Origin of the sequence: Streptococcus sp. HMSC073A12, assembly GCF_001812815.1 — a bacterium.
Lineage (GTDB): Bacteria > Bacillota > Bacilli > Lactobacillales > Streptococcaceae > Streptococcus > Streptococcus vaginalis.
Genome location: NZ_KV810530.1, coordinates 139473 through 163705, shown reverse-complemented (window position 1 = coordinate 163705; position 24233 = coordinate 139473). Strand labels below are relative to the sequence as shown.

General features: G+C 39.6%; 17 protein-coding genes and 1 other annotated feature. Of the genes, 14 read left to right on the top strand and 3 right to left on the bottom strand.

Translation table 11 applies throughout. The features are described from left to right. Positions 1-129: 129 nt before the first annotated feature. Complete coding sequence (locus HMPREF2876_RS03615; protein ID WP_003039903.1) at positions 130-1143, bottom strand: lactonase family protein; 1014 nt, start codon at positions 1141-1143, stop codon at positions 130-132. Between the two features lie 351 nt (positions 1144-1494). On the opposite strand from HMPREF2876_RS03615, the gene HMPREF2876_RS03610 reads away from it, so the two are divergent. The 6 genes from HMPREF2876_RS03610 (at position 1495) to budA (ending at position 8689) form a co-directional block, all read left to right on the top strand. Beyond that, positions 1495-2151 (top strand): response regulator transcription factor, encoded by a 657-nt coding sequence (locus HMPREF2876_RS03610; RefSeq protein ID WP_003025323.1) that lies wholly within the window; start codon positions 1495-1497, stop codon positions 2149-2151. Beyond that, a complete protein-coding gene (locus HMPREF2876_RS03605) occupies positions 2148-3524 on the top strand; it encodes a sensor histidine kinase (RefSeq protein WP_070584214.1) in 1377 nt (458 codons plus the stop codon). The genes HMPREF2876_RS03610 and HMPREF2876_RS03605 overlap by 4 nt, the downstream gene beginning before the upstream one ends. A gap of 149 nt (positions 3525-3673) precedes the next feature. Next, the gene (locus tag HMPREF2876_RS03600; protein WP_024051917.1) at positions 3674-4852 is read left to right on the top strand and encodes an AI-2E family transporter; all 1179 of its coding nucleotides are present in this window, start codon (positions 3674-3676) and stop codon (positions 4850-4852) included. Further along, on the top strand, positions 4839-6068 hold the full coding sequence (locus tag HMPREF2876_RS03595) for a tetratricopeptide repeat protein (RefSeq protein ID WP_042754028.1): 1230 nt from the start codon (positions 4839-4841) through the stop codon (positions 6066-6068). The genes HMPREF2876_RS03600 and HMPREF2876_RS03595 overlap by 14 nt, the downstream gene beginning before the upstream one ends. Before the next feature lie 82 nt (positions 6069-6150). Then, positions 6151-7815: an acetolactate synthase AlsS gene (alsS, locus tag HMPREF2876_RS03590; protein WP_024051916.1), complete on the top strand. Its 1665-nt coding sequence runs from the start codon at positions 6151-6153 to the stop codon at positions 7813-7815. 154 nt (positions 7816-7969) lie between these two features. Then, the gene (gene budA / locus HMPREF2876_RS03585; RefSeq protein WP_003037491.1) at positions 7970-8689 is read left to right on the top strand and encodes an acetolactate decarboxylase; all 720 of its coding nucleotides are present in this window, start codon (positions 7970-7972) and stop codon (positions 8687-8689) included. Between the two features lie 482 nt (positions 8690-9171). On the opposite strand, the gene fbp62 is transcribed toward budA, so the two are convergent. After that, entirely contained in the window at positions 9172-10821 is a 1650-nt protein-coding gene (fbp62, locus tag HMPREF2876_RS03580; RefSeq protein WP_024051914.1) for an Rqc2 family fibronectin-binding protein Fbp62, read from the bottom strand. 118 nt (positions 10822-10939) lie between these two features. Then, positions 10940-11176, top strand: a binding site (T-box leader). 132 nt (positions 11177-11308) lie between these two features. Here fbp62 and trpX point away from each other — a divergent pair. The 3 genes from trpX to HMPREF2876_RS03565 are packed head-to-tail and all read left to right on the top strand — an operon-like array spanning position 11309 to position 13977. Continuing rightward, entirely contained in the window at positions 11309-12313 is a 1005-nt protein-coding gene (gene trpX / locus HMPREF2876_RS03575; RefSeq protein ID WP_024051913.1) for a tryptophan ABC transporter substrate-binding protein, read from the top strand. 42 nt (positions 12314-12355) lie between these two features. After that, entirely contained in the window at positions 12356-13222 is an 867-nt protein-coding gene (locus HMPREF2876_RS03570) for an ABC transporter permease (protein ID WP_024051912.1), read from the top strand. After that, on the top strand, positions 13219-13977 hold the full coding sequence (locus HMPREF2876_RS03565; RefSeq protein ID WP_070241605.1) for an ABC transporter ATP-binding protein: 759 nt from the start codon (positions 13219-13221) through the stop codon (positions 13975-13977). Before HMPREF2876_RS03570 ends, HMPREF2876_RS03565 begins: the two co-directional genes overlap by 4 nt. A gap of 15 nt (positions 13978-13992) precedes the next feature. On the opposite strand, the gene HMPREF2876_RS03560 is transcribed toward HMPREF2876_RS03565, so the two are convergent. After that, entirely contained in the window at positions 13993-14334 is a 342-nt protein-coding gene (locus HMPREF2876_RS03560; protein ID WP_003028044.1) for a hypothetical protein, read from the bottom strand. An 87-nt stretch (positions 14335-14421) separates the two neighbouring features. Between HMPREF2876_RS03560 and HMPREF2876_RS03555 the strand changes: the two genes are divergently transcribed. The 5 genes from HMPREF2876_RS03555 to addA all read left to right on the top strand — a co-directional run bounded on the left by HMPREF2876_RS03555 (position 14422) and on the right by addA (position 24008). Further along, positions 14422-14634: a YdbC family protein gene (locus HMPREF2876_RS03555; protein ID WP_003025304.1), complete on the top strand. Its 213-nt coding sequence runs from the start codon at positions 14422-14424 to the stop codon at positions 14632-14634. 200 nt (positions 14635-14834) lie between these two features. Continuing rightward, complete coding sequence (locus HMPREF2876_RS03550; protein ID WP_024051910.1) at positions 14835-15728, top strand: ABC transporter ATP-binding protein; 894 nt, start codon at positions 14835-14837, stop codon at positions 15726-15728. After that, entirely contained in the window at positions 15725-16939 is a 1215-nt protein-coding gene (locus tag HMPREF2876_RS03545; protein WP_070584212.1) for an ABC transporter permease, read from the top strand. Before HMPREF2876_RS03550 ends, HMPREF2876_RS03545 begins: the two co-directional genes overlap by 4 nt. A gap of 119 nt (positions 16940-17058) precedes the next feature. Continuing rightward, positions 17059-20331 carry an ATP-dependent nuclease subunit B gene (gene rexB, locus HMPREF2876_RS03540; protein ID WP_024051908.1) on the top strand — a complete coding sequence of 1091 codons (3273 nt, stop codon included), beginning with the start codon at positions 17059-17061 and terminating at the stop codon, positions 20329-20331. After that, positions 20328-24008 carry a helicase-exonuclease AddAB subunit AddA gene (gene addA / locus HMPREF2876_RS03535; protein ID WP_070584237.1) on the top strand — a complete coding sequence of 1227 codons (3681 nt, stop codon included), beginning with the start codon at positions 20328-20330 and terminating at the stop codon, positions 24006-24008. Before rexB ends, addA begins: the two co-directional genes overlap by 4 nt. Positions 24009-24233: the final 225 nt, after the last annotated feature.

The window sequence follows — 24233 nt, the reverse complement described above, 5'->3', positions numbered from 1 at the left end:
GACTAAAGTAGACAGTCGTGCTCCTTAATGCAATTACTTGCAAACGAATAGAATCTGGGAAGATGACATATAAGACAACAAAAAATCCCAACCATAGGCGATTGGGATTAGTCTCTTAAGAAGAGCCGATTAATGAGTAAAAGCAACACAAACACCTTCTGGAACAAAGAAGTCATGTGATAATTCTGTTAATTTTCCTGTTTCTGGGTCACGTTTGAAGACAGTCGCATTGTCTGAGTCTTGATGAGCTGCGATAATATACTGTTGATCTGGTGTAATATTAAAATCACGTGGATTTTTTCCATTAGTTGGTACGAATTCTACAAGTTCAAGCGTTCCGTCTCCTGCTACTTTGTAAACTGCAATTGAATTGTGTCCACGGTTAGATCCATAAAGGAAGCGACCGTCAGCAGATAAGCGAATAGCAGCTGTTCCATTAAATTCTGAAAAGTCTTCTGGTAAAGTGGAGATGGTTTGCAGGCGTTCAAACTGACCGTCACCATCGTAAATTAAAACTTCAATAGTAGAGTTTAATTCACAAATAAGATAAGCAATTTTGTAGTGAGGGTGGAACACAATATGACGTGGGCCAGCGCCGGGTGTCGCATGATAAGTCTCTAATCGATTTAGGCGTCCATAATCACTAATTTCATATGTCACAACTTCATCAGTTCCTAAATCACACGTAACCAGATACTTATCGGGTGTTAAATCTGCAAAATGCACATGAGCAGCAGCTTGGTTTTCATGAGGACCGTAGCCGATATGAACATCAGAATCAACTAATTTAAGGCTACCATTTTCTTGTCGTCTATAAACTAATACTTGTCCTTTATGGTAGTTTGCCCCGTAGACAAGGCTTCTTGCTTCATCTACACTCACATAGCATAGAGGAGCACCTTCGGCCACAACGTGATTGAGTAACTGTCCCGCTTTATTAAAGGCTGCAATGCCTCCCTCACCGTGTTCAGTTCCGACAGAATATAGGTTCTGTTGCTTGTCAAAAGCTAAATAAGTAGGATTTGGCTCTTTTGCAATAAGTGTTAAATTTGCCAGTTCTCCTGTGCTAGTATCAAAATCAGCTTTGTAAATCCCTTCTGAGCTACGACGTGTATAAGTTCCAAAATAAACTGTTTGTGTCATTATTCACCTCGAAATATTTGATACTTTTATTATAACACAAAAATAGATGAAATGGTTTTCACAAATGAAAGCCGCTGTCAGTTTTATGATGAAAAAATAGATAAAAAATAGATTCGAGATAGGATGGGAACAGATGACTTTGATACAATAAAAATAGATTTGCAGGTGGTTGTGCTAACAATTATGGTTGTCTGTTTGACTTCTGAAAAATGTTTAGTTTTTTGGAAGAAAGTTTTTATCCTGCATCACGGTTCAATCTTTGTAAGTTCACTATTTTGTTGTATAATAAAAGTAATCTTTACATTGATTAGCAGTCATTTAATTTTATATCTATATTTTAAGGAGTAAGAAATGCATAAGATTTTAGTAGTAGAAGATGACACTACGATTAATCAAGTGATTTGTGAATTTTTGAAAGAAAATCATTATGAGGTGACACCAGTTTTTGACGGGGCAGAAGCCTTACGTGAATTTGAGGAAAAATCGTTTGACCTCATCATTTTGGACGTTATGTTGCCCTCTATGAGCGGTCTGGATGTGTTGAAGGAAATCCGGAAGACGTCGCAGGTACCAGTTATGATGTTAACTGCACTAGATGATGAATATACTCAGCTGGTCAGCTTTAATCACCTTATCAGTGATTATGTTACCAAACCATTTTCGCCACTTATTTTGATGAAACGCATTGAAAATATTTTCCGGAGTACTGTGACAGAATCAGAGATTGTCGTTGGAGACTTACGTGTTTCAATTGACGATTGTACAGTTTATTGGCAAGAAGAGAAAATGTCTCCTACTAAAAAAGAATATGAAATTATCCAAGCTTTAGCTAAAAGAAAAAATCATTTGGTGACTCGGGATCAATTGATGAATACAATTTGGGGTTATAGCGAACTGGATAGTCGTGTTTTGGATAACCATGTAAAAAATATTAGGAAAAAAATTCCTGGAATACCTCTTAAAACCATTACTGGTATGGGTTATCAACTTGGAGGAGAAGAAGAGTGAGAATTGCTAAAAAGCATTTTCTTTTGACAGGAACAATAATTTTTATTGTCGTGACAACGGTTTTAACAACACTCTATTTTGTGATGCCTGTTTATTATGAGCAAGTCAAGCATCGAGAAGCTAAAAGTGAGTTCTTTCAGATTACTCAGCAAGTTCAAGGAAAACCGTCAGATGATATAGGAAAGCTTTTAAGTGACTACAATCGAAAGAATACACGCGTCTGGTTTAGTATATTAGATGTGAAAGGAAAACTTATTTATCCACATATTGATTTAGCTAATGAAAAGGGAGAATTCCAATTAACAATTTTACCTTCTGACATGAGTTTGAATAATCAAACTAAAAGTATGAGCAAGAAGATAAGAACGGCAGAAGGGACCACATTGACCTTACGTGGGGAATATTCGCTCCAACCAATATCGGATGCTACTTACGTGTTGTTAAGTCTTTATCCTTATATCTTATTCTTTTCGTTAACGTTAGGGGGTATAGTGGCTTTTCTTTATAGTCGATTTGCAACCAAACGCATTACAGATATTTCAGAGAGCACGCGAAAAATGGCAACTCTTTCTCCAGATGTGGCTTGTCCTGTCAAAGGGCGAGATGAAATTTCCACTCTCGCTCAAGATATTAACAGTCTGTATAACAATCTTTTGACAAGTATTGAAGCGCTGCGATTGGAAAATGAGAAAGTTGCTGAAAGTGAACGTGAGAAAGCAGAATTTCTACGGATGACTTCTCATGAGCTGAAAACGCCGATTACCAGCATGATGGGAATTGTGGATGGTATGATTTACGGTGTTGGTGACTTCAAAGATAAAGATAAATATCTGCATAAATGTCGTGAAATTTTGGAAGAGCAATCAAAACTTGTACAGTCTATCTTGGCAATTTCTAAGATTGAAATGCGAATAGAAGCTGAAGAAGAGGACTTTTCACTTAATCAGCTCTTGGAGGAAAACTTGAGCAGCTATAAAATGTTAGCTGATGTGAAAGGCTACCAATTTACTGTACAGTTAGAAGAGCTTCAAGTGCATGGGAACAAGACTTATTTGCTGAAAGCTATTAAAAATTTACTAGATAATGCTTTCCATTATACCTTAGCCGGCGGAGAGATTCTTTTAATGATTAAAGACAGTCAGTTAATCATTGAAAATGATGCAGAACATGTGTTGGATGAACAGCAAATCCAGCAAATATTTCAGCCATTTTATCGTCCGGATTACAGTCGTAACCGCAAAGATGGTGGAACAGGTCTGGGACTCTTTATCGTGCAACAGATTTTGGAAAATCATCATTTGCGCTATCGCTTTGAAGCTGTTGATGACAAACGAATGCGATTTACAATTTTTTTCTCAGATAAAGAAAGCTAAAAGTGGGAATCCGTTCATGAATTGAATGGATGACCGCTTTTTGTGTTTGACTCGGGCGCAAGAAGGAAATTCATAAAGGACTACCCTTTCTTCAAGAATTTTTTAGTGAAAAATGCTACAATGAGATAAATAAAGAAAAGGATGTCTGTATGGAACACAAAAAGAAGGATTTCAGCCTATCATGGTTTTTTCGGTGGTTTTTAGACAATAAGGCAATCACTGTTTTTTTGGTGACCTTATTGTTGGGGTTGAATATTTTTGTATTAAGCAAAATTAGTTTTATTTTTATTCCTGTTCTAGAATTTATCGGAGTTATCATGCTGCCGGTGATTTTAGCAGGGCTTTTGTATTATCTCTTAAATCCAATTGTAGATTTTATGGAGAAACATAAGATCAATCGTTTGGTCGCGATTACGATTGTCTTTATCTTAATTGCTTTGCTCTTGATTTGGGGATTGGCTGTGGCAATTCCAAGTTTGCAGCATCAGATAGTTAGCTTTGCCAAGAATTTACCAGCTAATTTGCAAAAGTTGAATAAAATAATTCAGGATTTTTTGGAAAATCGAATTTCTGATGATGTCAAGCCTCAATTAGAAGAGATTGTGAATAATTTTTCAGTTCAAGTGACGACTTGGGCAAGTAATTTTTCATCGAAAGCAGTGAATTGGGTAAGCACATTGATTAGTACGGCTTCGCAAGTGATTGTAGCCATTATCATCATGCCTTTTATCCTTTTTTATCTTTTGCGAGATGGAAAAAACTTAAAATCTTATTTGACAAAATTCATGCCAACTAAGTTTCGTGAACCAGTCGGACAAATTTTGACAGATGTCAATACGCAGCTTGCCAATTACGTTCGTGGGCAAGTAACTGTAGCTATTATCGTAGCGATAATGTTCATCATTTTCTTTAAAGTAATCGGGCTTCGCTATGCAGTGACACTTGGGGTGACGGCAGGGATTTTAAATTTGATTCCTTATTTGGGAAGTTTTCTAGCTATGCTGCCGGCTCTTGTTCTGGGGTTAATTGCTGGACCAATTATGCTCTTGAAAGTCATTGTGGTCTTTATTGTAGAGCAAACGATTGAAGGGCGGTTTGTGTCGCCATTAATTCTCGGTAGCCAATTGAACATTCATCCAATCAATGTTCTTTTTGTCCTTTTGACAGCGGGATCTATGTTTGGTATCTGGGGCGTTTTACTGGGAATTCCCGTTTATGCGTCTGCAAAAGTTGTGATTGCTGCTATTTTTAATTGGTATAAGAAAGTCAGCGGCTTGTATGAAGAAGAATTGGTAGATGAAACAGGAGAAGAAATTGAACAACAGTAAGAAAATGGTCGCTTCTTTGCAAAAGCAGGATTTGGCGCATGCCAATAAATATTTTGAAAGAGCTCTAACAAATGATACAGAGGAAGAATTACTTGAATTAGCCGACTACTTAGAAAGTATCGGCTTTTTCCCTCAAGCGAAGCGAATTTATGAAACATTAGCTCCTCATTATCCAGAAGCCTACATCAGTTTGGCGCAGATTGCTAGTGAAGACGGGCAAGTGGAAGAAGCGTTTGCTTATCTGGAAGAAATTACTTCTGATAGTGACTGGTATGTGACAGCACTCTTGGTCAAAGCTGATCTCTATCAAATGGAAGGCTTGCCAGATGTTGCAAGGGAAAAATTAGCCGAGGCAAAGCAATTATCTGATGAACCGTTAGTGACTTTTGGCATGGCTGAAATAGATTTTGAATTGGGAAATTTCAATCAAGCCATTAAGGAATACGCTAGCTTAGACAATCGCATGATTTATGAGCAGACGGGTGTTTCTACTTATCAGCGGATTGGTGTTTCCTATGCAAGTTTGGGAAAATTTGAAGTGGCGATTGAGTTTTTGGAAAAATCTTTAGAGATTGAATACGATGATGCTGTAGCCTTTGAATTAGCGACTATTTTGTATGACCAGAAAGAATATCAAAAAGCTAATCTATACTTTAAGCAAATTGATACGATTTCGCCGGAATTTGAAGGTTATGAGTATGGTTATGCTTTGTCGCTTCATGCAGAACATCAGACAGAAGAAGCATTACGCCTTACGCAGCAGGGCTTGTCGAAAAATCCATTTGATACACGTCTTTTGTTGCTAGCTTCGCAGCTTTCTTATGAGTTGCACGATGAGCGAAAGGCAGAAGATTACCTTTTGAAAGCAAAAGATAATGCGGAAGACTTGGAAGAAATTGCATTGCGTTTGTCTAATCTTTACTTAGAGCAAGAGCGTTTTGATGAAGTTTTGAAATTTGAGGAGCAAGACATAGACAATGTACTGACTAAGTGGAATATTGCGCGTGCCTATCAGGCTTTGGAACAGACAACAGCAGCTTTGGAGCGATATCGACTGTTGCTCTCGGATTTAAAGGAAAATCCAGAATTTTTAGAGCAATATATTTATCTACTTCGTGAAATGGGAGATTTTGAAGAAGCAAAACACCAAGCAGAGCATTATCTTCACTTGGTTCCAGATGATGTGGAGATGCAGGAATTGTACAATAGTTTGTAAAAAGAGTAACAAGCACAATCCTATAAGACGCATGGGAATTATGATATAATGATGAGCGTGATATTCAGGAAGGATGAAGAAAATGACTGAAAAATTTGGTGCGGATTTGATTGTGGATAGTTTAATCAATCACAAGGTGGATTATGTATTTGGAATTCCCGGTGCAAAGATTGACCGTGTATTTGATACCTTAGAGGACAAAGGCCCACAACTTATCGTTGCTCGTCATGAACAAAATGCTGCTTTTATGGCGCAAGGAATTGGGCGGATTACAGGAGAGCCGGGTGTCGTGATTGCAACGAGTGGACCAGGTGCTTCAAACTTAGCAACGGGCTTGGTTACGGCGACCGCAGAGGGCGACCCAGTGCTGGCTTTGGCTGGTCAGGTCAAACGCTCTGACCTTCTAAAACGCGCTCACCAGTCTATGGACAATGCTGCACTATTTAAGCCGATTACTAAGTATTCAGTCGAAGTGCAAGACGGCAATACTCTGTCAGAAATCATTGCCAATGCGTATCGTCATGCCAAGTCAGGAATGCCGGGGGCAAGTTTCATTTCCATTCCACAGGATGTGGTGGATAGTCAGGTACAAGTGAAAGCAATTAAACCGCTGACGGATCCGCAGCTGGGTTCTAGTTCTGTGGCAGACATTAACTATCTAGCGCAAGCGATTAAAAATGCTGTGTTACCGGTTCTTCTCTTAGGAAATGGCGCTTCAAGTGCCAAAGTGACGGCTTCTATTCGTCAGTTATTGGAGCAAGTACAGTTGCCTGTTGTGGAAACATTCCAAGGGGCTGGGATTGTGTCTCGTGAATTGGAAGAAGCTACGTTCTTTGGACGTGTCGGACTGTTTCGCAATCAGCCGGGTGACATGCTTCTAAAAAAATCTGACCTAGTCATCGCTATCGGCTATGATCCGATTGAGTATGAAGCACGCAACTGGAATGCTGAAATTTCTGCCCGCGTCATTGTGATTGACGTAGAGCCAGCAGAGATTGATACTTACTTCCAACCGGAGCGGGAGCTGATCGGAGATATTGCAAATACTTTGGATTTATTGCTGCCAGCGATTAACGGCTATCAATTACCAGAAGGCTCGCGGGAATATCTGCAAGTGCTGCGAGATAAAATGGACGGTGATGTGAAATTTGACCGCAGCCAAGCTGAAAAAGGTCGCCTACACCCGCTGGATATTGTCGAAGTCTTGCAGGAAAATACGACAGACGATATGACAGTTACTGTCGATGTGGGTACGCATTATATTTGGATGGCACGTTATTTCAAGAGCTATGAACCAAGGCATCTGCTTTTTTCAAATGGGATGCAAACGTTAGGAGTAGCATTGCCTTGGGCGATTTCGGCAGCCTTGGTTCGTCCCAATACAAAAATTATTTCTGTATCTGGAGATGGTGGTTTTCTCTTTTCGGCCCAAGAGCTAGAGACAGCGGTTCGCCTGCAATTGCCAATTGTTCATCTTATTTGGAACGACGGTCATTATAATATGGTGGAATTTCAAGAAGAAATGAAATATGGTCGTTCATCTGGAGTGGACTTTGGGCCTGTTGATTTTGTTAAATATGCAGAGAGTTTTGGTGCGAAAGGATTCCGAGCAACATCTCCAGCAGAATTAACACAGTTGCTCCAAAAAGCCTTAAAGGAAAATGGACCGGTTATCATTGATGTGCCAGTGGATTACAAGGACAGCAGTACACTAGGAGAAACGATTTTACCAGATGAGTTTTATTAAATTGAAACTGGGAAGGGCTCAAGACTATTTCAAGAGAGTTCAATTTCTCATTTTCTTGTACGGTTGATGTGTAGTTCAGTATTAGAAAGTAAAAGGCTGGATGTGAGACCTGCTTTTTTCAAGGAAAGATAGTAAAAATTGCCTAGGAGGAGAAATGGAAAAGCTTGTAACATTATTTCACTATAATACTTTGGGGGCTTTGATGGCGGGGCTTTACAAGGGGACGATGACGATTGAAGAATTGCTTCAACATGGCGATTTAGGGATTGGTACTTTAGACTCTATTGACGGAGAGCTGATTGTGCTTGACGGCAAGGCCTATCAAGCCAAGGGGATAGGAGCAAGTCCTGAAGTGATAGAAGTTTCAACAGATAGGACGGTTCCTTATGCTGCAGTGGCTTTTCACCGAGCAGAAGCGTGTTTTCGTCAGGACGTTGAGCTGACTGATGAAGCGTTGAAGAAGCGCATAGAAGCTAGCTATGTCGGGGAAAATCTTTTTCACTCAATTAAGATTCATGGTGAATTTAGCAGCATGCATGTGCGCATGGCTCCAAAAACCTCTCCGGGAAAGAAGTTCGCAGAAATCGCAGCTCATCAGCCTGAGTACCAGGTAGAACACATTTCGGGAACAATCGTTGGCTTTTGGACGCCAGAGCTGTTTCACGGTGTCAGCGTAGCTGGTTTTCATCTTCATTTTCTATCTGATGACCACCAATTTGGCGGACATGTTATGGATTTTGTCATGAAAAATGGAGAGGTTGAAATCGGAACGATTGCAGCATTGGAGCAGCGTTTTCCGGTTCAAGACCAAGATTTTCTCGCTGCCAAATTGAATGTGGCGGAGCTAAAAGAAGATATTGAGAAATCTGAATAAAAGGCGGCGGGGTAGGTTTAAGAGACTTACATACACCTTAAATAGTCTGAAATAGAATACAAAGGTTGGAATTCAGTTTCCAACCTTTTTTAGGTCTGTCGCCCCGGTCGACGGAGAGAATAAGACTTGTTTTAGTCTGTCGTCCCGGTCGACGGAGAGAATGGGAATTAGTTTAAACTGCCGCCCACGTCGACGACCTATCTAAGAACTGGTTCACTCCGTCTGAGGGTCGGATAGATTGTCAGAAAAGTGCTTCACTCCGTCCGAGGGTCAGATAGTTTGCCTAAGAACTGGTTCACTCCGTCCGAGGGTCAGATAGTTTACCTGAGAACTGATTCACTTCATCCTAGGGTCGGACAGCCTGCCAGAAAAGTGGTTCACTTCGTTCGAGGTTCGGACAGCCTGCCTGAGAATTAGTTTGCTTCATCCGAGGTTCGGACGTACGAAGAGTCGTCAGAAAAAGGTGCCAGTTAGTAGACACCTTACATCTTCATGGATTTAATTTTGGCTTCATCAGGAGTAACGCGTAGGGTCTTTTGCCCCGTGTAGGTTACAAAACCAGGTTTACCACCTGTTGGCTTGTTAAGTTTTTTGACTTCAATCATATCCACCTGAACGAGATTGGACAATCTCGCCTTAGAAAAGTATGCCGCCAATTCCGCAGCATCTGTCTTGACCTCATCACTTGGTTGCAGATTGCCTGTGATGACCACGTGACTGCCGGGAATATCCTTGGCATGAAACCAGAGTTCCTCTTTTTTCGCCATTTTAAAGGTCAACTCATCATTTTGCAGATTGTTTCGTCCAACCAGAATAACTGTCTGTCCATCAGTAGACAAATATTTCTCTGGTTTTTTCCGTTTTTGGATTTTTTCACGCTGACGTCGACGAATAAAGCCTGTCTGAATCAATTCTTCTCGGATTTCTGTAATTTCTGTGAGATTAGCTTGTGACAAAGCTGTTTCTACACTCTCCAAATATTGAATGGTTTCTTTAGTTTCTTCAATCAGTCCCGTTAAATGCTTGACCGCTTCTTTCAGCTTTTGGTATTTCTTAAAATAGCGCTGAGCATTTTGGTTAGGGGTCAAAGCTTTATCCAACACAATAGTAATTTTCTCGCTTGTGTAGTAATTGTCCAGTTCTACTTGGTCTTGATTGTTTGGAACTTGGTGCAAAAAAGTAGTGAGGAGCTCTCCTTTTTGGCGAAATTCCTCCGCATTTTCAGTCGCGACTAATTCCTGCTCTTGTTTTTTTAATTTCTTGCGATTTTTTTCTAATTCATTCTCCACTCGATGAATCAGTTCACTGGCTTGCTGATTAACACGGTCGCGTTCCGCCTTGTCTTGATAGAAAGCATCTAACAATTGTGATAAACTAGGAAATTCTTTTTGACTATCCTCAAAGAGAATGGGGGTAAATGACTTGCTAGTCAGGGTACCCTGAGTGAAGCTAGCGAAGAAGGCGCGGAAGATTTTTAACTTATCACTTGTTAAGCGCTGGCTGAGTTCGGCTGCTGTATCGCGCCCCAATCCTTGAAATAAGTTTTGTAAAGAACGGGCCGACAAATCCTCTGTATGCAAAATTTCAAATAATTTTTCATCAGAAATCGTAAACGGATTGCGATTATCTGTTTGAGGTGGAGTGACATAGCTTGAACCAGGCAGAATCGTACGGTAACTATTTTGAGAAAAGCCGACATGTTTAATAGCTTCAATAATATTGCCGCTTGCCTTATCCATTAGGATGATATTGCTGTGCTTGCCCATGATTTCGATGATAAGAGTTGCTGCCACGTTATCTCCAATTTCATTTTTATTGGAGACAGAAATTTCTAAAATTCGATCATTCTCGATTTGTGAAATGTTTTCAATTGTAGCGCCTTGTAGATATTTTCGCATAACCATGATAAATGTGGTGGGCACTGCTGGATTTTCAAAGGCGGTACGGGTTAGTTGAATGCGACTAAAAACAGGGTGAGCGGATAAGAGTAATTTGTGATTTTGCCGATTGCTGCGGATTTGCAGCACTAATTCCTGCTCAAAAGGTTGGTTGATTTTTTGAATACGACCATATAGCAACTCTTGCCGCAATTCCTCTGTCATGTGGTGTAAAAAAAATCCGTCAAAGGACATGTTTTTCTCTCCTTGAATGATACTAAAGAAAATTATAACAAAAAATAGCAAGAAAAGGTTGGAAAATTATTGTCAGAAAAGTTTGACAAAATACTTGACTTTTGTTTCAGAAACATCTAAAATAATATCAAATTAGAAAAGTAATAAAATAGTTGTTGGCAGAGAGCTTGTGGTTGGTGAAAACAAGTAGCAGCGTTTTATGAAATTGGGCTAATGGATAGAAGTTGAATTTGAAACGATAAAAATTCGGTGAGCACACCTTACAGTGCAACTTGTTGTTAGACAAGATAGAGATGTGGGAGAAGTCTATTATTTTTCCCATAATTGAGGTGGCACCGCGATTTACGCCCTCACACAAGATGAACTGTGTGTGGGTTTTTCTTTTATTGTTTCATTTCCCTTAAATGGAGGAAAAATATGTTTAAACGATGGCGACTCTGGCTTTTACTCGAATAAAAAATAGAAAAATATGAAATGGATAACAGATATGAAAAATAAACGGTTAATGGGAATGATTGCTCTTTTAGTGGTATTAGTTGTCGGAGGCATTATTTATTCTAGTGTAAATGGCGAGAAAGCACCGAAGACAAACAATACAACCAAAACAGTAAAAGTTGGTGTGCTGCAATATGTCAGTCATCTGTCACTTGATTTGATTTATAAAGGGATTCAAGAAGGATTGGCGCAAGAAGGTTATAAAGGCAAGAAGATCAAAATTGACTTTATGAATGCAGAAGGTGACCAAAGTAAAGTGGCAACGATGAGCAAGCAATTAGTTGCCAATGGCAATGACGTGCTGATTGGAATCGCAACGCCTGCTGCTCAAGGTTTGGCTAGTGCAACGAAAGACAAGCCAATCGTCATGGGAGCAGTGACCGATCCAGTTGGGGCGAATTTAGTAAAGGATTTGAAAAAGCCGGGAGGCAACATTACAGGTGTGTCTGACCACAACCCAGCTCAACAGCAATTGGAGCTCATCAAACAATTAACACCGAATGTGAAAACAATCGGCGTCCTTTATTCAAGCAGTGAAGACAATTCAAAAACGCAGGTAGAAGAATTTACAGCTTTGGCTGAAAAAGCAGGCTATAAAGTGCTTCCTTATTCTGTACCTTCTACCAATGAGATTGCTTCAACCATGAATGTGATGACAGGAAAGGTAGATGCCATTTGGATTCCAATTGACAACACCATTGCTTCGGCTTTTTCAACAGTCGTTTCCAGCAATCAAACGGCTAAAAAACCTATCTATCCAAGTGCGACCGCTATGGTAGAAGAAGGTGGTCTGGGTTCAGTGGTTGTCGATCAAAAAGATCTTGGAGTGGCGACTGGAAAAATGACGGCGAAAATTTTGAAGGGCGCTAAACCAGCAGACACAGCTGTTGAAATCTTTGCTACTGGCAAATCAGTTGTGAACAAAAAAGTGGTTGCTCAGTTAGGAATAACAATTCCAGATGATGTTCTGAAAAAAGCAGGACAAGTCATTGAGTAATCCGATTATAAGAAACGATATTTTAAAAGTTAGGACAACAGTATGATACTTTCAATTGTCTCACAAGGACTTGTTTGGGCTATTTTAGGCTTGGGGATTTTTATGACTTTCCGCATTTTAAACTTCCCTGATATGACAACAGAGGGCTCTTTTCCATTGGGCGGAGCAGTAGCAGTTACGCTGATTAGTAAGGGAATCAATCCTTTTCTAGCAACTGCTGCTGCCATTCTAGCTGGCTGTCTGGCAGGCATGGTAACAGGGCTTCTCTATACTAAGGGGAAAATTCCTACTCTCCTTTCAGGGATTTTGGTCATGACTTCCTGCCATTCTATTATGCTTATGTTAATGGGGCGGGCTAATCTTGGACTTCTTGGAACGAAGCAAATTCAGGACTTTCTACCGTTTTCTGGCGAATTAAACAATCTTCTGACAGGATTGATTTTTGTTAGCTTGGTAATTGCAGCATTGCTCTTTTTCTTAGATACAAAATTGGGTCAAGCTTATATTGCCACAGGAGATAATCCGGATATGGCAAGTAGTTTTGGCATTCACACAGGACGAATGGAGTTAATGGGTCTGGTGCTGTCTAATGGTGTCATTGCCTTAGCTGGCGCCCTTATTGCCCAGCAAGAAGGTTATGCGGATGTATCGCGTGGAATTGGTGTCATTGTTGTGGGGCTTGCTAGTCTCATTATCGGAGAGGTGCTTTTTACCAGCCTGACATTGGCAGAACGCCTATTGACGATTGTTGTCGGTTCTATTTTCTATCAATTCCTGATTTGGGGCGTGATTGCGCTTGGCTTTAATACCAGCTATCTTCGCCTTTATAGTGCGGTTATCTTGGCAATTTGTCTCATGATTCCGACTTTCAAAAATAAATTCTTTAAAGGAGTCAAGTTAAGCAAATGACAGCAATTGTAGAATTAAAAAACGCGACAAAAATTGTCAACATAGGTATTGAGGAAGAAAAAGTTATTTTAAATGATGTTTCACTGGATATTTTTGAGCATGACTTCATTACGATTTTAGGCGGAAATGGGGCAGGGAAATCCACGCTTTTCAATGTCATTGCAGGAACATTACCATTGACGAGTGGCAGCATTTATATTCTAGGTGAAAATGTGACCAGTTATTCACCAGAAAAACGGGCTAAGTATCTGTCACGCGTCTTTCAAGACCCAAAGATGGGAACGGCTCCGCGCATGACGGTGGCAGAAAACCTATTGATTGCTAAATTTCGTGGTGAAAAACGCCGTCTAGTGCCACGCCGTCTGAGCCATTATCGCAAAGAATTTCAGGAGACGATAGACAAAATCGGCAATGGTTTAGAAAAACATTTAGATACGCCGATTGAATTTCTCTCGGGTGGGCAAAGACAGGCTTTGAGTCTTTTAATGGCGACTCTCAAACGCCCTGAGCTGTTGCTTTTGGATGAACATACAGCAGCGCTTGACCCTAAAACAAGTGTGGCATTGATGAGTCTGACAGATGAATTTGTGAATCGTGACCAACTAACTGCTCTTATGATTACTCACCATATGGAGGATGCTCTTAAATACGGAAATCGCTTGATTGTCATGAAAGACGGACAAATTATCCAAGACTTACATCAAGAAGAGAAAGCGAACATGACGATTGCGGATTATTACAGCTTATTTGAATAAAAAAATTCCAATCTCCTAGCTGAGGTTGGAATTTCTTTTTTGCGCTTCTCTGATAGTGTTGGGAACCAGACGAATCCGCTTAATATCTGAAATACGAATAATCGTTGACATACTTTTCTGGAAGTTTTTGACAATCAATTGCTGGCGCTCTTTGTCATATTTGACAATATCACCCGTAAAACTTTTATCTGAAAAAATGACATGCACACCTGATTTTTTTTGCAAAGCTGTTTCAATCGTCTGCAAAATATTGGCGTTGTCTTCCTCTATCTCTTGTGTATCCTTTTTGTAATTGATAAATTCACTTGCTCGCTCTAAAATCATTTCGAGAAATTTTTTCATAGCTAAATTCTCCATAACTTGTTACAATATATTATATAACAAACTCGCTAAAAAAGTAAATTTTTTACGAATAAATCAAGAAAGAAGAAAAAGGAGACAAAAATGTCAGAATTCAAATTTGAGATAGAAGAAAAGTTATTGGTGTTATCAGAAAATGATAAAGGCTGGACGAAAGAGCTGAATCGTGTGAGCTTCAATGGTGCGCCAGCCAAATACGATATTCGTAGTTGGAGCCCTGACCATACAAAAATGGGGAAAGGGATTACACTTTCCAATGAAGAATTTCAAGTATTAGTGGATGCTTTTAAGGCTTAGTAAAGCGCAAATAGAATCAAGGTAAGAGAGTGAGAGACAGTCAATCTATAAATGGTAGCTATTGATGACTCTCTTTTTGTTGTAAAAAAATAAGAAAATTTTACACAAAAACTTGAAAATACGCTTTCAAAAGATTATACTATTAAATATAGAGATTGTATATATACATATAGTGAGTTTAGAATTTTAGGAGGTTTAGGATGCTTGAAATTCAAAATTTAGAAAAAAGTTTTGGGCAAAAACAAGTTCTATTTGGTGTTGATTTCAAAGCTGAATCAGGACAAATCCTTGGTCTGATTGGGAAAAACGGTGCTGGGAAAACAACGATTTTCCACAGCATTCTGCGTTTTTTAGAATACAGCGGTAGGATTTCTTTTGAGGGCAAAGCTATTTCTCAAGATACTTATCGGGAAATTGGCTATTTACCAGAAGAACGAAGTTTGATGCCTAAGTTGACTGTCTATGAGCAGGTGCGTTATTTGGCGAATTTAAAAGGTGTATCAAGTGCAGTTGTGAGAGAAAAATTGCCTCAGTGGATGGAACGATTGCAAGTTAAAGGAAAATTGACTGATAAAATCAAGAGCTTGTCAAAAGGAAATCAGCAGAAAGTGCAGCTGATTATTACACTTTTACATGAGCCAAATTTGATTATCTTAGACGAGCCTTTCAGCGGTCTTGACCCAGTTAATACGGAGATTTTAAAGCAAGTTATTATTGAAGAAAAAGAGCGCGGAGCGACCATTATCTTTTCTGATCATGTCATGACAAATGTGGAAGAATTATGTGATAAGATCATCATGCTTCGTGATGGTAAAGTCATTTTGGATGGTAGTGTACAAGAAGTTCGTAATCGCTATGGGAAAACACGACTCTTTGTATCTAGTCCGCTTTCTCAAGCTGAATTAGAGGCGCTTCCTCACGTAAGCAGAGCCAGTCTGACCAATCAAGGAACATGGCGATTGATATTAGATGACGAAACAGCTGGGAAGGACTTGTTTGACTTGCTGACTAAAGGACAATATATTGCAACTTTTGACCAACAAGCTCCAACAATTGATGAAATCTTTAAGTTAGAATCAGGGGTGGAAGTATGAAACAGACGTTAATTGTGATCAAAGAGACTTATCTTCGTCATGTCAAGTCATGGAGTTTTGTCTTCATGGTTCTTTCTCCTTTCATCTTTATTGGTCTTAGTTTTGGAGTTGGGTATCTTTCTTCCATGTCAAGTAGCAATTCTAGCCGTATTGCAGTTGTAACAGACAATGCACAAATCAAGGAAGTTTTAAAAGATAGCAAGAATCTGGACTTCGATTATAAAGATGAAGCAGCAGCCAAGAAAGCTATAAAAGACGGTGATGTCGAGGGGTATTTGCTGCTATCAGAAGCAAGCGGTCAAATTAAAGCAACCTATGTTGCTGATACAGGGATGAATGGCACTACAAAGGCAGCAATTTCACAGAAATTACTACAATTGCAACAGGTTGCAAATATTAGCCAAGCTAATTTATCAGCTAATCAAGTGAAGCTACTTTCAAGAGCTATTGATTTCAAAGAAGAAATTGATGAGAAGAAAGAAGCGAAGAAGGCAACTCAAACGATTGTCGCAACAGCAATTGGTCTTGTACTTTATATGATTCTCATTGTTTACACAAGCTCAACTGCTCAAGAAATTGCAAGCGAAAAAGGAACCAAGATTATGGAGGTTATTTTCTCCAGTATCAAGGCTTCTGAATATTTCTATGGTCGAATGGCAGGGATTTTTGCAGTTATCTTGACCCATGTCAGCATTTATGTAATCGGTGCAGTGCTGTTGCTTGCTTTTTCAGACCAGATTTCTTTTGTAAAAGAATTCTTAGATGCCAATCCAAATCTGATGAAGCATTTGGGAGAAGCAATTTCCTTTAATACTATTGCTTTCATCACCTTGAGTGTCTTTATGTTTGTGGTCTTATCTGCCTTTTTAGGATCAATGGTGACGAGAATTGAAGACGTTGGGAAAGCTGTTCAGCCTGTTGTGATGCTGATTCTCCTTGGATTTTTTGGAGTGACGGCTCTTGGAAATGCTGGTGACACGATCTTGTTGAAAGTTGGTTCTTATATTCCGTTTATTTCGACCTTCTTTATGCCCTTCCGTGCGATTAACGGTTATGCAAATGGGCTAGAAGCTTGGATTTCATTTACCATTTCCTTTGTCTTTACCTTAGGAATGACAGTTTATATCGGTCGGATTTACTCCAGTTTGATTTTGCAGACGGATGATATTGGCATTTGGAAGAGCTTCAAAAAAGCTTTAGCTTATCATTAAAAATTGTTCTCCACAAGTATTCTTGTGGGGATTTTTTCTTGATAAGGTATGCAGTCAATCGCTGTTGAAAAACTTTAAAAATGATATAATAAGACTATATTTTGACAAAAAGGATGCTCATGAAATTACTTTATACTGATATTCGCAATCCCTTAACGAAGATTTTGGTGAAAGAAGCAGAGCGCTTGGCACAAGCAGGCAAGCGCGTGTTTTATATTGCCCCCAACTCTCTTTCATTTGAAAAAGAGAGGGCTGTTTTGAGTCTTTTAGAAAACCACGCTTCGTTTGCTATTACAGTGACACGTTTTGCGCAGATGGCGCGTTATTTTGTCCTCAATGATGTGCAGCAAGGCAGACCATTAGACGATATTGGTTTGGGAATGCTCTTTTATAAGGTATTATCTGAAATGGAAGAGCATGATTTGCAGGTGTACGGAGGCATTCGGACGGATGTGCAGTTTATTCAGCAATTGGTTGAGCTTTTTCATGAATTGCAAGCTGCTCAAATGACCTTTGCGGATTTAGACTATCTAGATGAGGATGAGAAAAAAGCAGATTTGATCAAGATTTTACAGCTAGTGACGCATCAGCTAAATCAGAGTGAATTTATTTCTGAGTCAAATATTATGGTCTTTGCTAATCATATTACAGCAGGTGATGTAGATAAAGAATTGCAAGGATTGGCTTTGGTCATTGACGGTTTTACACGTTTTTCAGCTGAAGAAGCTTATTTGATCGAGCTTTTGCATAGCAAGGGTGTGGAAATCATTATTGGTGTTTATGCCAGTGAGAAGGCATACCGTGCAACTTTTCGAGAGGGCAATCTCTATCAGGCTAGCGTGGATTTCTTGCGCCATTTGGCAAATGAGTATGAAGTGAAACCTGAATATAGACCTGCAACGCAGCCAGATGATGCTTTTGGGAACATTTCAAAACTGCTAGAAAGCCGTTATGATTTCTCAGATGTTGAGTTGGAATTGACGGAGCAAGACCGCTCGCATGTACAGATTTGGTCGACTGTCAATCAAAAAGAAGAACTGGAATATGTGGCGAAAAGCATTCGCCAGCGAGTTCATGATGGTGCTCGCTACAAAGATATTCGCTTACTTTTGGGAGATGTGGAAGCCTATCGTTTGCAGTTAAAGACGATTTTTGATCAGTATCAGATTCCTTTTTATTTGGGGCGAAGCGAGTCCATGGCACATCACCCTTTGGTGCAGTTTATTGAAGCGTTAGTGCGTTTAAAACGCTATAATTTTCGGACAGAAGATTTGCTTAATCTTGTAAAAACAGGTCTTTATGGTCATTTAAAGCAAGAAGAACTAGACTTATTTGAGCAATATATTCGCTTTGCAGATGTAAAAGGGATTAGTAAATTTTCTAAAGATTTTACTCATAATCAGCATCAAAAATTTGACCTGATTCACATCAATCAATTAAGAAAAAAAATAGTCACTCCGCTTTTGGAGTTTTTAAAATCTCGCAGTCAAACAGCGACAGGTTTGCTTCAAAAATTTCATCAATTTTTAACAACAATTGCTTTTTCTCAGAATTTTGCTGGTTTGGTAGATTCTACGAATCCGCAAGATCAAGAACGGCAAGAAGAAGTTTGGAAAGCTTTTTGTCATGTTTTGGAACAATTTGCCAGTGTCTTTTCAGCCAGCAAGGTCAAGCTAGATGATTTTCTGACTCTAGTGCAGTCAGGAATGCTGTTATCCAACTATCGAACTATTCCAGCAACGGTGGACGTTGTGACCGTTCAATCTTATGATTTGATTGAGCCCTTGTCAAGTCCTTTTGTCTATGCTGTTGGTTTGACCCAAGACTATTTTCCAAAAAATTCCCAAAATAAGAGCCTTTTGTCAGACGAAGACCGACTACGATTAAATGAAGCGACTGATGCGCATTCGGAATTGCTGATTGCTGCTCAGGAAAATCTCCAGAAAAATCGTTTTGTTGCCTTGTCGCTTTTGAATGCTGCAACAGAGAGGCTTGTCCTCTCCACCCCTCAGATTGTCAATGAAATAGAGAACAACATTTCTCCATATTTGTTAGAATTGCATGAACAACCAATTGGGCTGCCGATTGAAGTGAAGCGTTTGCAGGCAACGAGTGATGATATTGGAACTTATCGAGCTCTGCTGGCAAGGGTTATTGAGTTGAATCAAGGGGATATTGATCGGGAGCGTTCTTTGACGGAGAAAGAGCAGACTTTTTGGTCAGTAGCTGTGCGGGTTCTGCGCAAAAAATTGGAAAGCGAAGGTATTTCGATTCCTAATGTAACGTCAAGCCTTGAAACAGAAACCTTGTCAACGCAGACATTGCAAGCTCTTTATCCGCCTCATCAGGCATTTCTACTGTCGACTTCAGCTTTGACAGAATTCTACCGCAATCAATATGCTTATTTTTTGAAGTATGTCTTGGCTTTGCAGGAAGAAATGACGATTCACCCAGATGCGCGCAGCCATGGAAATTTTCTGCATCGTGTGTTTGAAAAAGTCATGCAAGAGCAGTCTAGTGAGCCATTTGATAATCGCCTAGAAAAAGCCATTCAAGAAACCAGTCAGGAGGCAGAATTTAAAACTCTTTATACGGAAAATGCAGAAGCCTTGTTTGCTCACGAAGTCTTGCTGGACACAGCGCGTGCGACAGGGCGTGTTCTAGAAAGAAATGATTTAGTAGAAACCATTCAAGAAGAAGCTGTTTTCGGTCAAGAAGAAACAAATGTTCTAATCTTGTCAGACGGACGCAACCTTCAAATTCGAGGGAAAGTTGACCGGATTGACCGTTTGAGGATAGATGGCAGTCTAGGCGTTGTTGACTATAAATCAAGCGATACGAATTTTGATTTTCAGAAATTTTTCAATGGCTTAAATTCTCAATTACCTACCTATCTAGCAGCTTTGAAACAAGAGTCGTGGATGAATGAAGAAGAGCATGCTTTTGGCGCCATGTATTTGCAGATGACCAATCCACTTGTGCCTTTAGCCAAGACGAAATCGCAAGGCGACGCTGTCAAAGAAGCAATGAAGAACCTAGAATATAAAGGTCTGTTCTTGTCTGAGCAGGCTCGTCAGCTGAATGCTTTGTACGATAAAAAGAAAGTGAATCTGTTGAGTCAAGAGGAGTTGGAGACATTGTTGGCTTATAATGCACTCTTGTATCGCCGTGCTGCTGAGCAGATCTTGGCAGGGCATTTTTACATCAATCCTTATACGGAAAATGGCAGAAGTATTGCACCTTTTGTGGAGCAGTACAAGTCCATTACGGGATTTGAAGCTAACTTTCACCTCTCTAGCACCCGCCATTTGGTTAAGTTAGATAGCCACCCGACAGGTGAAAAGAAGCGTCAAGCATGGATAGAAAAGATGAAGGAGGAGTTAGAAAAATGAGACAGATTCCATTTTTGAGTCAGGAAGAAATCTATGCTTTGCAGGATCAAGAAGCACAGTCTGACAAAGCTCAAAAACGTACACCAGATCAAATCGAAGCCATTTACTCCTCCGGTCAAAATATCCTTGTATCTGCTTCTGCAGGCTCAGGAAAAACCTTTGTTATGGTGCAGCGGATTATTGACCAAATTCTGCGGGGAGTTCGCATTGACCAGCTCTTCATTTCGACTTTTACCGTTAAAGCAGCCAGTGAATTAAAAGAGCGCTTGGAGAAAGAGTTATCCAAGGTCTTGAAGGCAACAGATGATGAGGAGCTCAAACAGCACTTGGCGCAGCAATTAGCCGATATTCCGAATGCCGACATTGGAACAATGGACTCTTTTACCCAAAAGGTCCTCAATAAATATGGTTATCTCCTAGAATTGGCGCCAAATTTTCGCATTTTGCAAAATGCGAGTGAGCAGTTATTGCTACAAAACGAAGTTTTTGAGCAAGTTTTTGAAGAATTCTATCAATCTGATCAGGCTATTTTATTTAAAAAATTAGTCAAAAACTTTACCGGTCAAAGAAAAGATTTACTTGGTTTTCGAGAGCAGATTTATAAGATTTATGCTTTTTTGCAATCCACCAGTAGCCCAATCGAATACTTAGAACAAGATTTCTTGAAAGCTTACGCTCATGCGGATTTCCAAGAAGAAAAAGCGCAACTTTTAGCACAAACAAAAGAAGCCCTTTTTGACCTAGAAGAATTTTTCCAGTATCATTTGGCGAATGAAGCCAAGGAATTTCCCAAAGCAAAATACCTTGAAAATGTGCAGCGTGTGCTTGATTGTCTGGCAAGTTTACAAGGGCATTCCTCTGAGGAAGCCTATCTCACAACGCTCAATAACATTGTAGAAATATCGCGTGCCAGCAATGGAAAAGCCTTGACGAACAGCGGACGAAAAGAAGAATTAAAAGAAATTATTAACGCCTATAACGAAAAACGCAAAGAAAAAATTCAAGTTTTACGAGATTTGGCAGATCAATTTTATCGCTTTGAATTTCAAGTGACCTATCATGAGGAAGCCAAGGAAATCTTGCTTGTATTGCAGCAATTTATGAAATCGTTTGTGACAAGCTATCTACAACGGAAAAAAGAAGAAAATGCGTTTGAATTTGCAGATATCAGTCATTTTGCCATTCAGATTTTAGAAGAATTTCCTGATGTGCGCCACTTTTATCGGACAAAATACCATGAAGTCATGGTGGATGAGTATCAAGATACCAACCACACGCAAGAGCGGATGCTAGAACTGTTATCAAATGGGGGTAATCGCTTTATGGTGGGGGATATTAAGCAGTCTATTTATCGTTTTCGTCAGGCTGATCCGCAGATTTTTAATGAGAAATTTAAAACCTATCAAGACGATAGCCAGCAAGGGAAATTGATTGTTTTGAAGGAAAATTTCCGCAGTCATGTGGAAGTCTTGGAAGCCACGAATGATGTTTTCAAACGTCTCATGGATGAGGAAGTGGGAGAAATTGATTATAATGAAACGCATTATCTGGTAGCTGGAAATCCTGCTAAAAAAGCACCAAATCCACAATATCAGACGGAATTTCTCATTTATGACGGAACGCTTGAGACGGATAATGAGGAGAATGACAAGGATGTTTCTTCTGTTTCTGCAGGAGAAGTAGCGCTGGTCATTAAGGAAATTATCCGTCTGCACAATGAGGAAAATGTCCCATTTGAAGATATGACATTGCTAACGGCTTCGCGGACGCGCAACGATGTGATTTTATCTGAGTTTGCCAAATACGGTATCCCAGTCGTTTCAGACGGTGGCGAGGATAATTATTTGCAATCTGTAGAAGTTATGGTGATGTTGGATACCCTGCGTACGATTAACAATCCGTTCAATGATTATGCTTTAGTGGCGCTCTTAAAGTCACCAATGTTCACCTTTACTGAGGATGAATTGGCTCGTTTGGCCTTGCAAAAAAAGGTGACAGAAGCTACTTATGTTACTCATCAGGAAAATCTCTATGAGAAATTGAAAAATTCTCTGAGTGGGAACGGTCAACATCCCGAACTCATCACACCTCCTCTTTTAAAGAAAATCCAGCAGTTTCAAGAAATACTGCTGGATTGGCGAGAGTTTGCAAAAATAAATTCGCTCTATGATTTGCTTTGGAAAATTTATCAAGACCGCTTTTATTATGACTATGTAGGAGCCCTACCAAATGGAGCAGGGCGTCAAGCGAATCTCTACGCTCTTACTTTGCGAGCAAATGACTACGAAAAGATGAGTTTTAAGGGCTTGTCGCGTTTTATTGGGATGATTGATAAGATCTTAGAAACTCACAATGATTTGGCGAGTGTCGTCGTTGCGGCTCCGAAGCATGCAGTCCGCTTGATGACAGTTCATAAGAGCAAAGGTTTGGAATTTAAATATGTCTTTTTGCTTAATATGGATAAAGTCTTCAATCGTAAGGATAGTAGTTCTGCTTTGATTATCAGTCGTCAAAATGGCGTCGGCATCAAGTATGTTGCGGACGTAGTGGTAGACGTTGCTGATGAGCTGGCGCCTAATCATGTTCGTTTGTCTATCGATACTCTTCCTTATGAGCAAAATGAGCGTGAGATTCATTTGGCAAGTATTTCTGAGCAGATGCGTCTGCTCTATGTTGCTATGACGCGGGCAGAAAGAAAGCTGTATCTGGTTGGCAAAGGTCGTCAAGAAAGCTTGGAGAAAAAGACCTTCCCTGCTCCTGAAAATGGTCGTTTAGCAGCCTCCATTAGGCAAACTATGACAAGTTTTCAAGACTGGATTTGGGCTTTACAGACAGTCTTTGAGAAAGACGATTTAGCTTTTTCAACACAATTTGTGACGGATAGTGACTTAACAAGTGAGAAAATAGGTCAGTTAAAGCTGAAGGAACGGATTGTCGAGGAGAACTTAGCGCACAATCGCCAGTCTGAGGATATTCGCAGGGCTTTGGATATTTTGGAAAATGTGGACAGGCTAAATACTCAGTATCGAGCAGCCATCCATTTGCCAAGTGTTCGGACACCGAGCCAAATCAAGAAATTTTATGAACCGGTCATGGATACAGACGGTGTTGAGATTATGGAGAAAAAAACTCCAGATTTTATTGGAAAAACTTCTTTTGAACTACCTGACTTTGCTAAAAAAGCCCCTGTTATAGGAGCGCAAATCGGTAGTGCTGTCCATGAACTGATGCAGCGTATTCCTTTAAATCAACTGCCTACAATAGCTATTTTAAAGAAAATATTGGCTCAGGTTCAGGCAGAAGAAACTGTCAAAAAGAAGATTGATTTGCAAAAGATAGCTAGTTTCTTTGAGACAGAGCTTGGTCAACTACTCTTAAAGCAAGCAGATAAAGTTTATCGTGAAGCTCCATTTGCTATGTTAAAGCAAGATCAAGCGAGCGGACAGGATTTTGTAGTCCGTGGAATTTTGGATGGTTATCTCCTACTGGCTGATCGTATCGTTCTCTTTGATTATAAGACAGATCAATATACAAATCCAAGTGAATTAGTGGAGCGCTACCAAGCACAATTAGCACTTTACGCTGAAGCTCTTCGTCGTTCGTATGGTATTGAAAAAATAGAAAAATATCTAGTGTTGTTGGGCGGAGTTCAACTTCAAGTAGTAAAAGTAGACTAGATAGGATTTTTAGAGAATTGGGATGATGAATGCTCGCAATTCTTTTTTACAAAAATAGAATCCTCTATTTCCGAATATTTGAGTTGTAAAAAATAAAAAAGTTCACAAATCATCTTATTTTTTAGAAAAAGTTATTGAAAATTTCAGAAAAATACGGTAAACTAGTATGTAACCAGACGATGGAGGAATGATATTTGAAATTATATCCTGTTGTTGCAATTCAAT

What these genes read in the sequence shown, in the direction of transcription:
- HMPREF2876_RS03615 (WP_003039903.1), bottom strand. Translation starts at nt 1,143, where the DNA reads ATGACACAAACAGTTTATTTTGGAACTTATACACGTCGTAGCTCAGAA.
- HMPREF2876_RS03610 (WP_003025323.1), top strand. Translation starts at nt 1,495, where the DNA reads ATGCATAAGATTTTAGTAGTAGAAGATGACACTACGATTAATCAAGTG.
- HMPREF2876_RS03600 (WP_024051917.1), top strand. Translation starts at nt 3,674, where the DNA reads ATGGAACACAAAAAGAAGGATTTCAGCCTATCATGGTTTTTTCGGTGG.
- alsS (WP_024051916.1), top strand. Translation starts at nt 6,151, where the DNA reads ATGACTGAAAAATTTGGTGCGGATTTGATTGTGGATAGTTTAATCAAT.
- budA (WP_003037491.1), top strand. Translation starts at nt 7,970, where the DNA reads ATGGAAAAGCTTGTAACATTATTTCACTATAATACTTTGGGGGCTTTG.
- fbp62 (WP_024051914.1), bottom strand. Translation starts at nt 10,821, where the DNA reads ATGTCCTTTGACGGATTTTTTTTACACCACATGACAGAGGAATTGCGG.
- trpX (WP_024051913.1), top strand. Translation starts at nt 11,309, where the DNA reads ATGAAAAATAAACGGTTAATGGGAATGATTGCTCTTTTAGTGGTATTA.
- HMPREF2876_RS03570 (WP_024051912.1), top strand. Translation starts at nt 12,356, where the DNA reads ATGATACTTTCAATTGTCTCACAAGGACTTGTTTGGGCTATTTTAGGC.
- HMPREF2876_RS03565 (WP_070241605.1), top strand. Translation starts at nt 13,219, where the DNA reads ATGACAGCAATTGTAGAATTAAAAAACGCGACAAAAATTGTCAACATA.
- HMPREF2876_RS03560 (WP_003028044.1), bottom strand. Translation starts at nt 14,334, where the DNA reads ATGGAGAATTTAGCTATGAAAAAATTTCTCGAAATGATTTTAGAGCGA.
- HMPREF2876_RS03555 (WP_003025304.1), top strand. Translation starts at nt 14,422, where the DNA reads ATGTCAGAATTCAAATTTGAGATAGAAGAAAAGTTATTGGTGTTATCA.
- HMPREF2876_RS03550 (WP_024051910.1), top strand. Translation starts at nt 14,835, where the DNA reads ATGCTTGAAATTCAAAATTTAGAAAAAAGTTTTGGGCAAAAACAAGTT.
- HMPREF2876_RS03545 (WP_070584212.1), top strand. Translation starts at nt 15,725, where the DNA reads ATGAAACAGACGTTAATTGTGATCAAAGAGACTTATCTTCGTCATGTC.
- rexB (WP_024051908.1), top strand. Translation starts at nt 17,059, where the DNA reads ATGAAATTACTTTATACTGATATTCGCAATCCCTTAACGAAGATTTTG.
- addA (WP_070584237.1), top strand. Translation starts at nt 20,328, where the DNA reads ATGAGACAGATTCCATTTTTGAGTCAGGAAGAAATCTATGCTTTGCAG.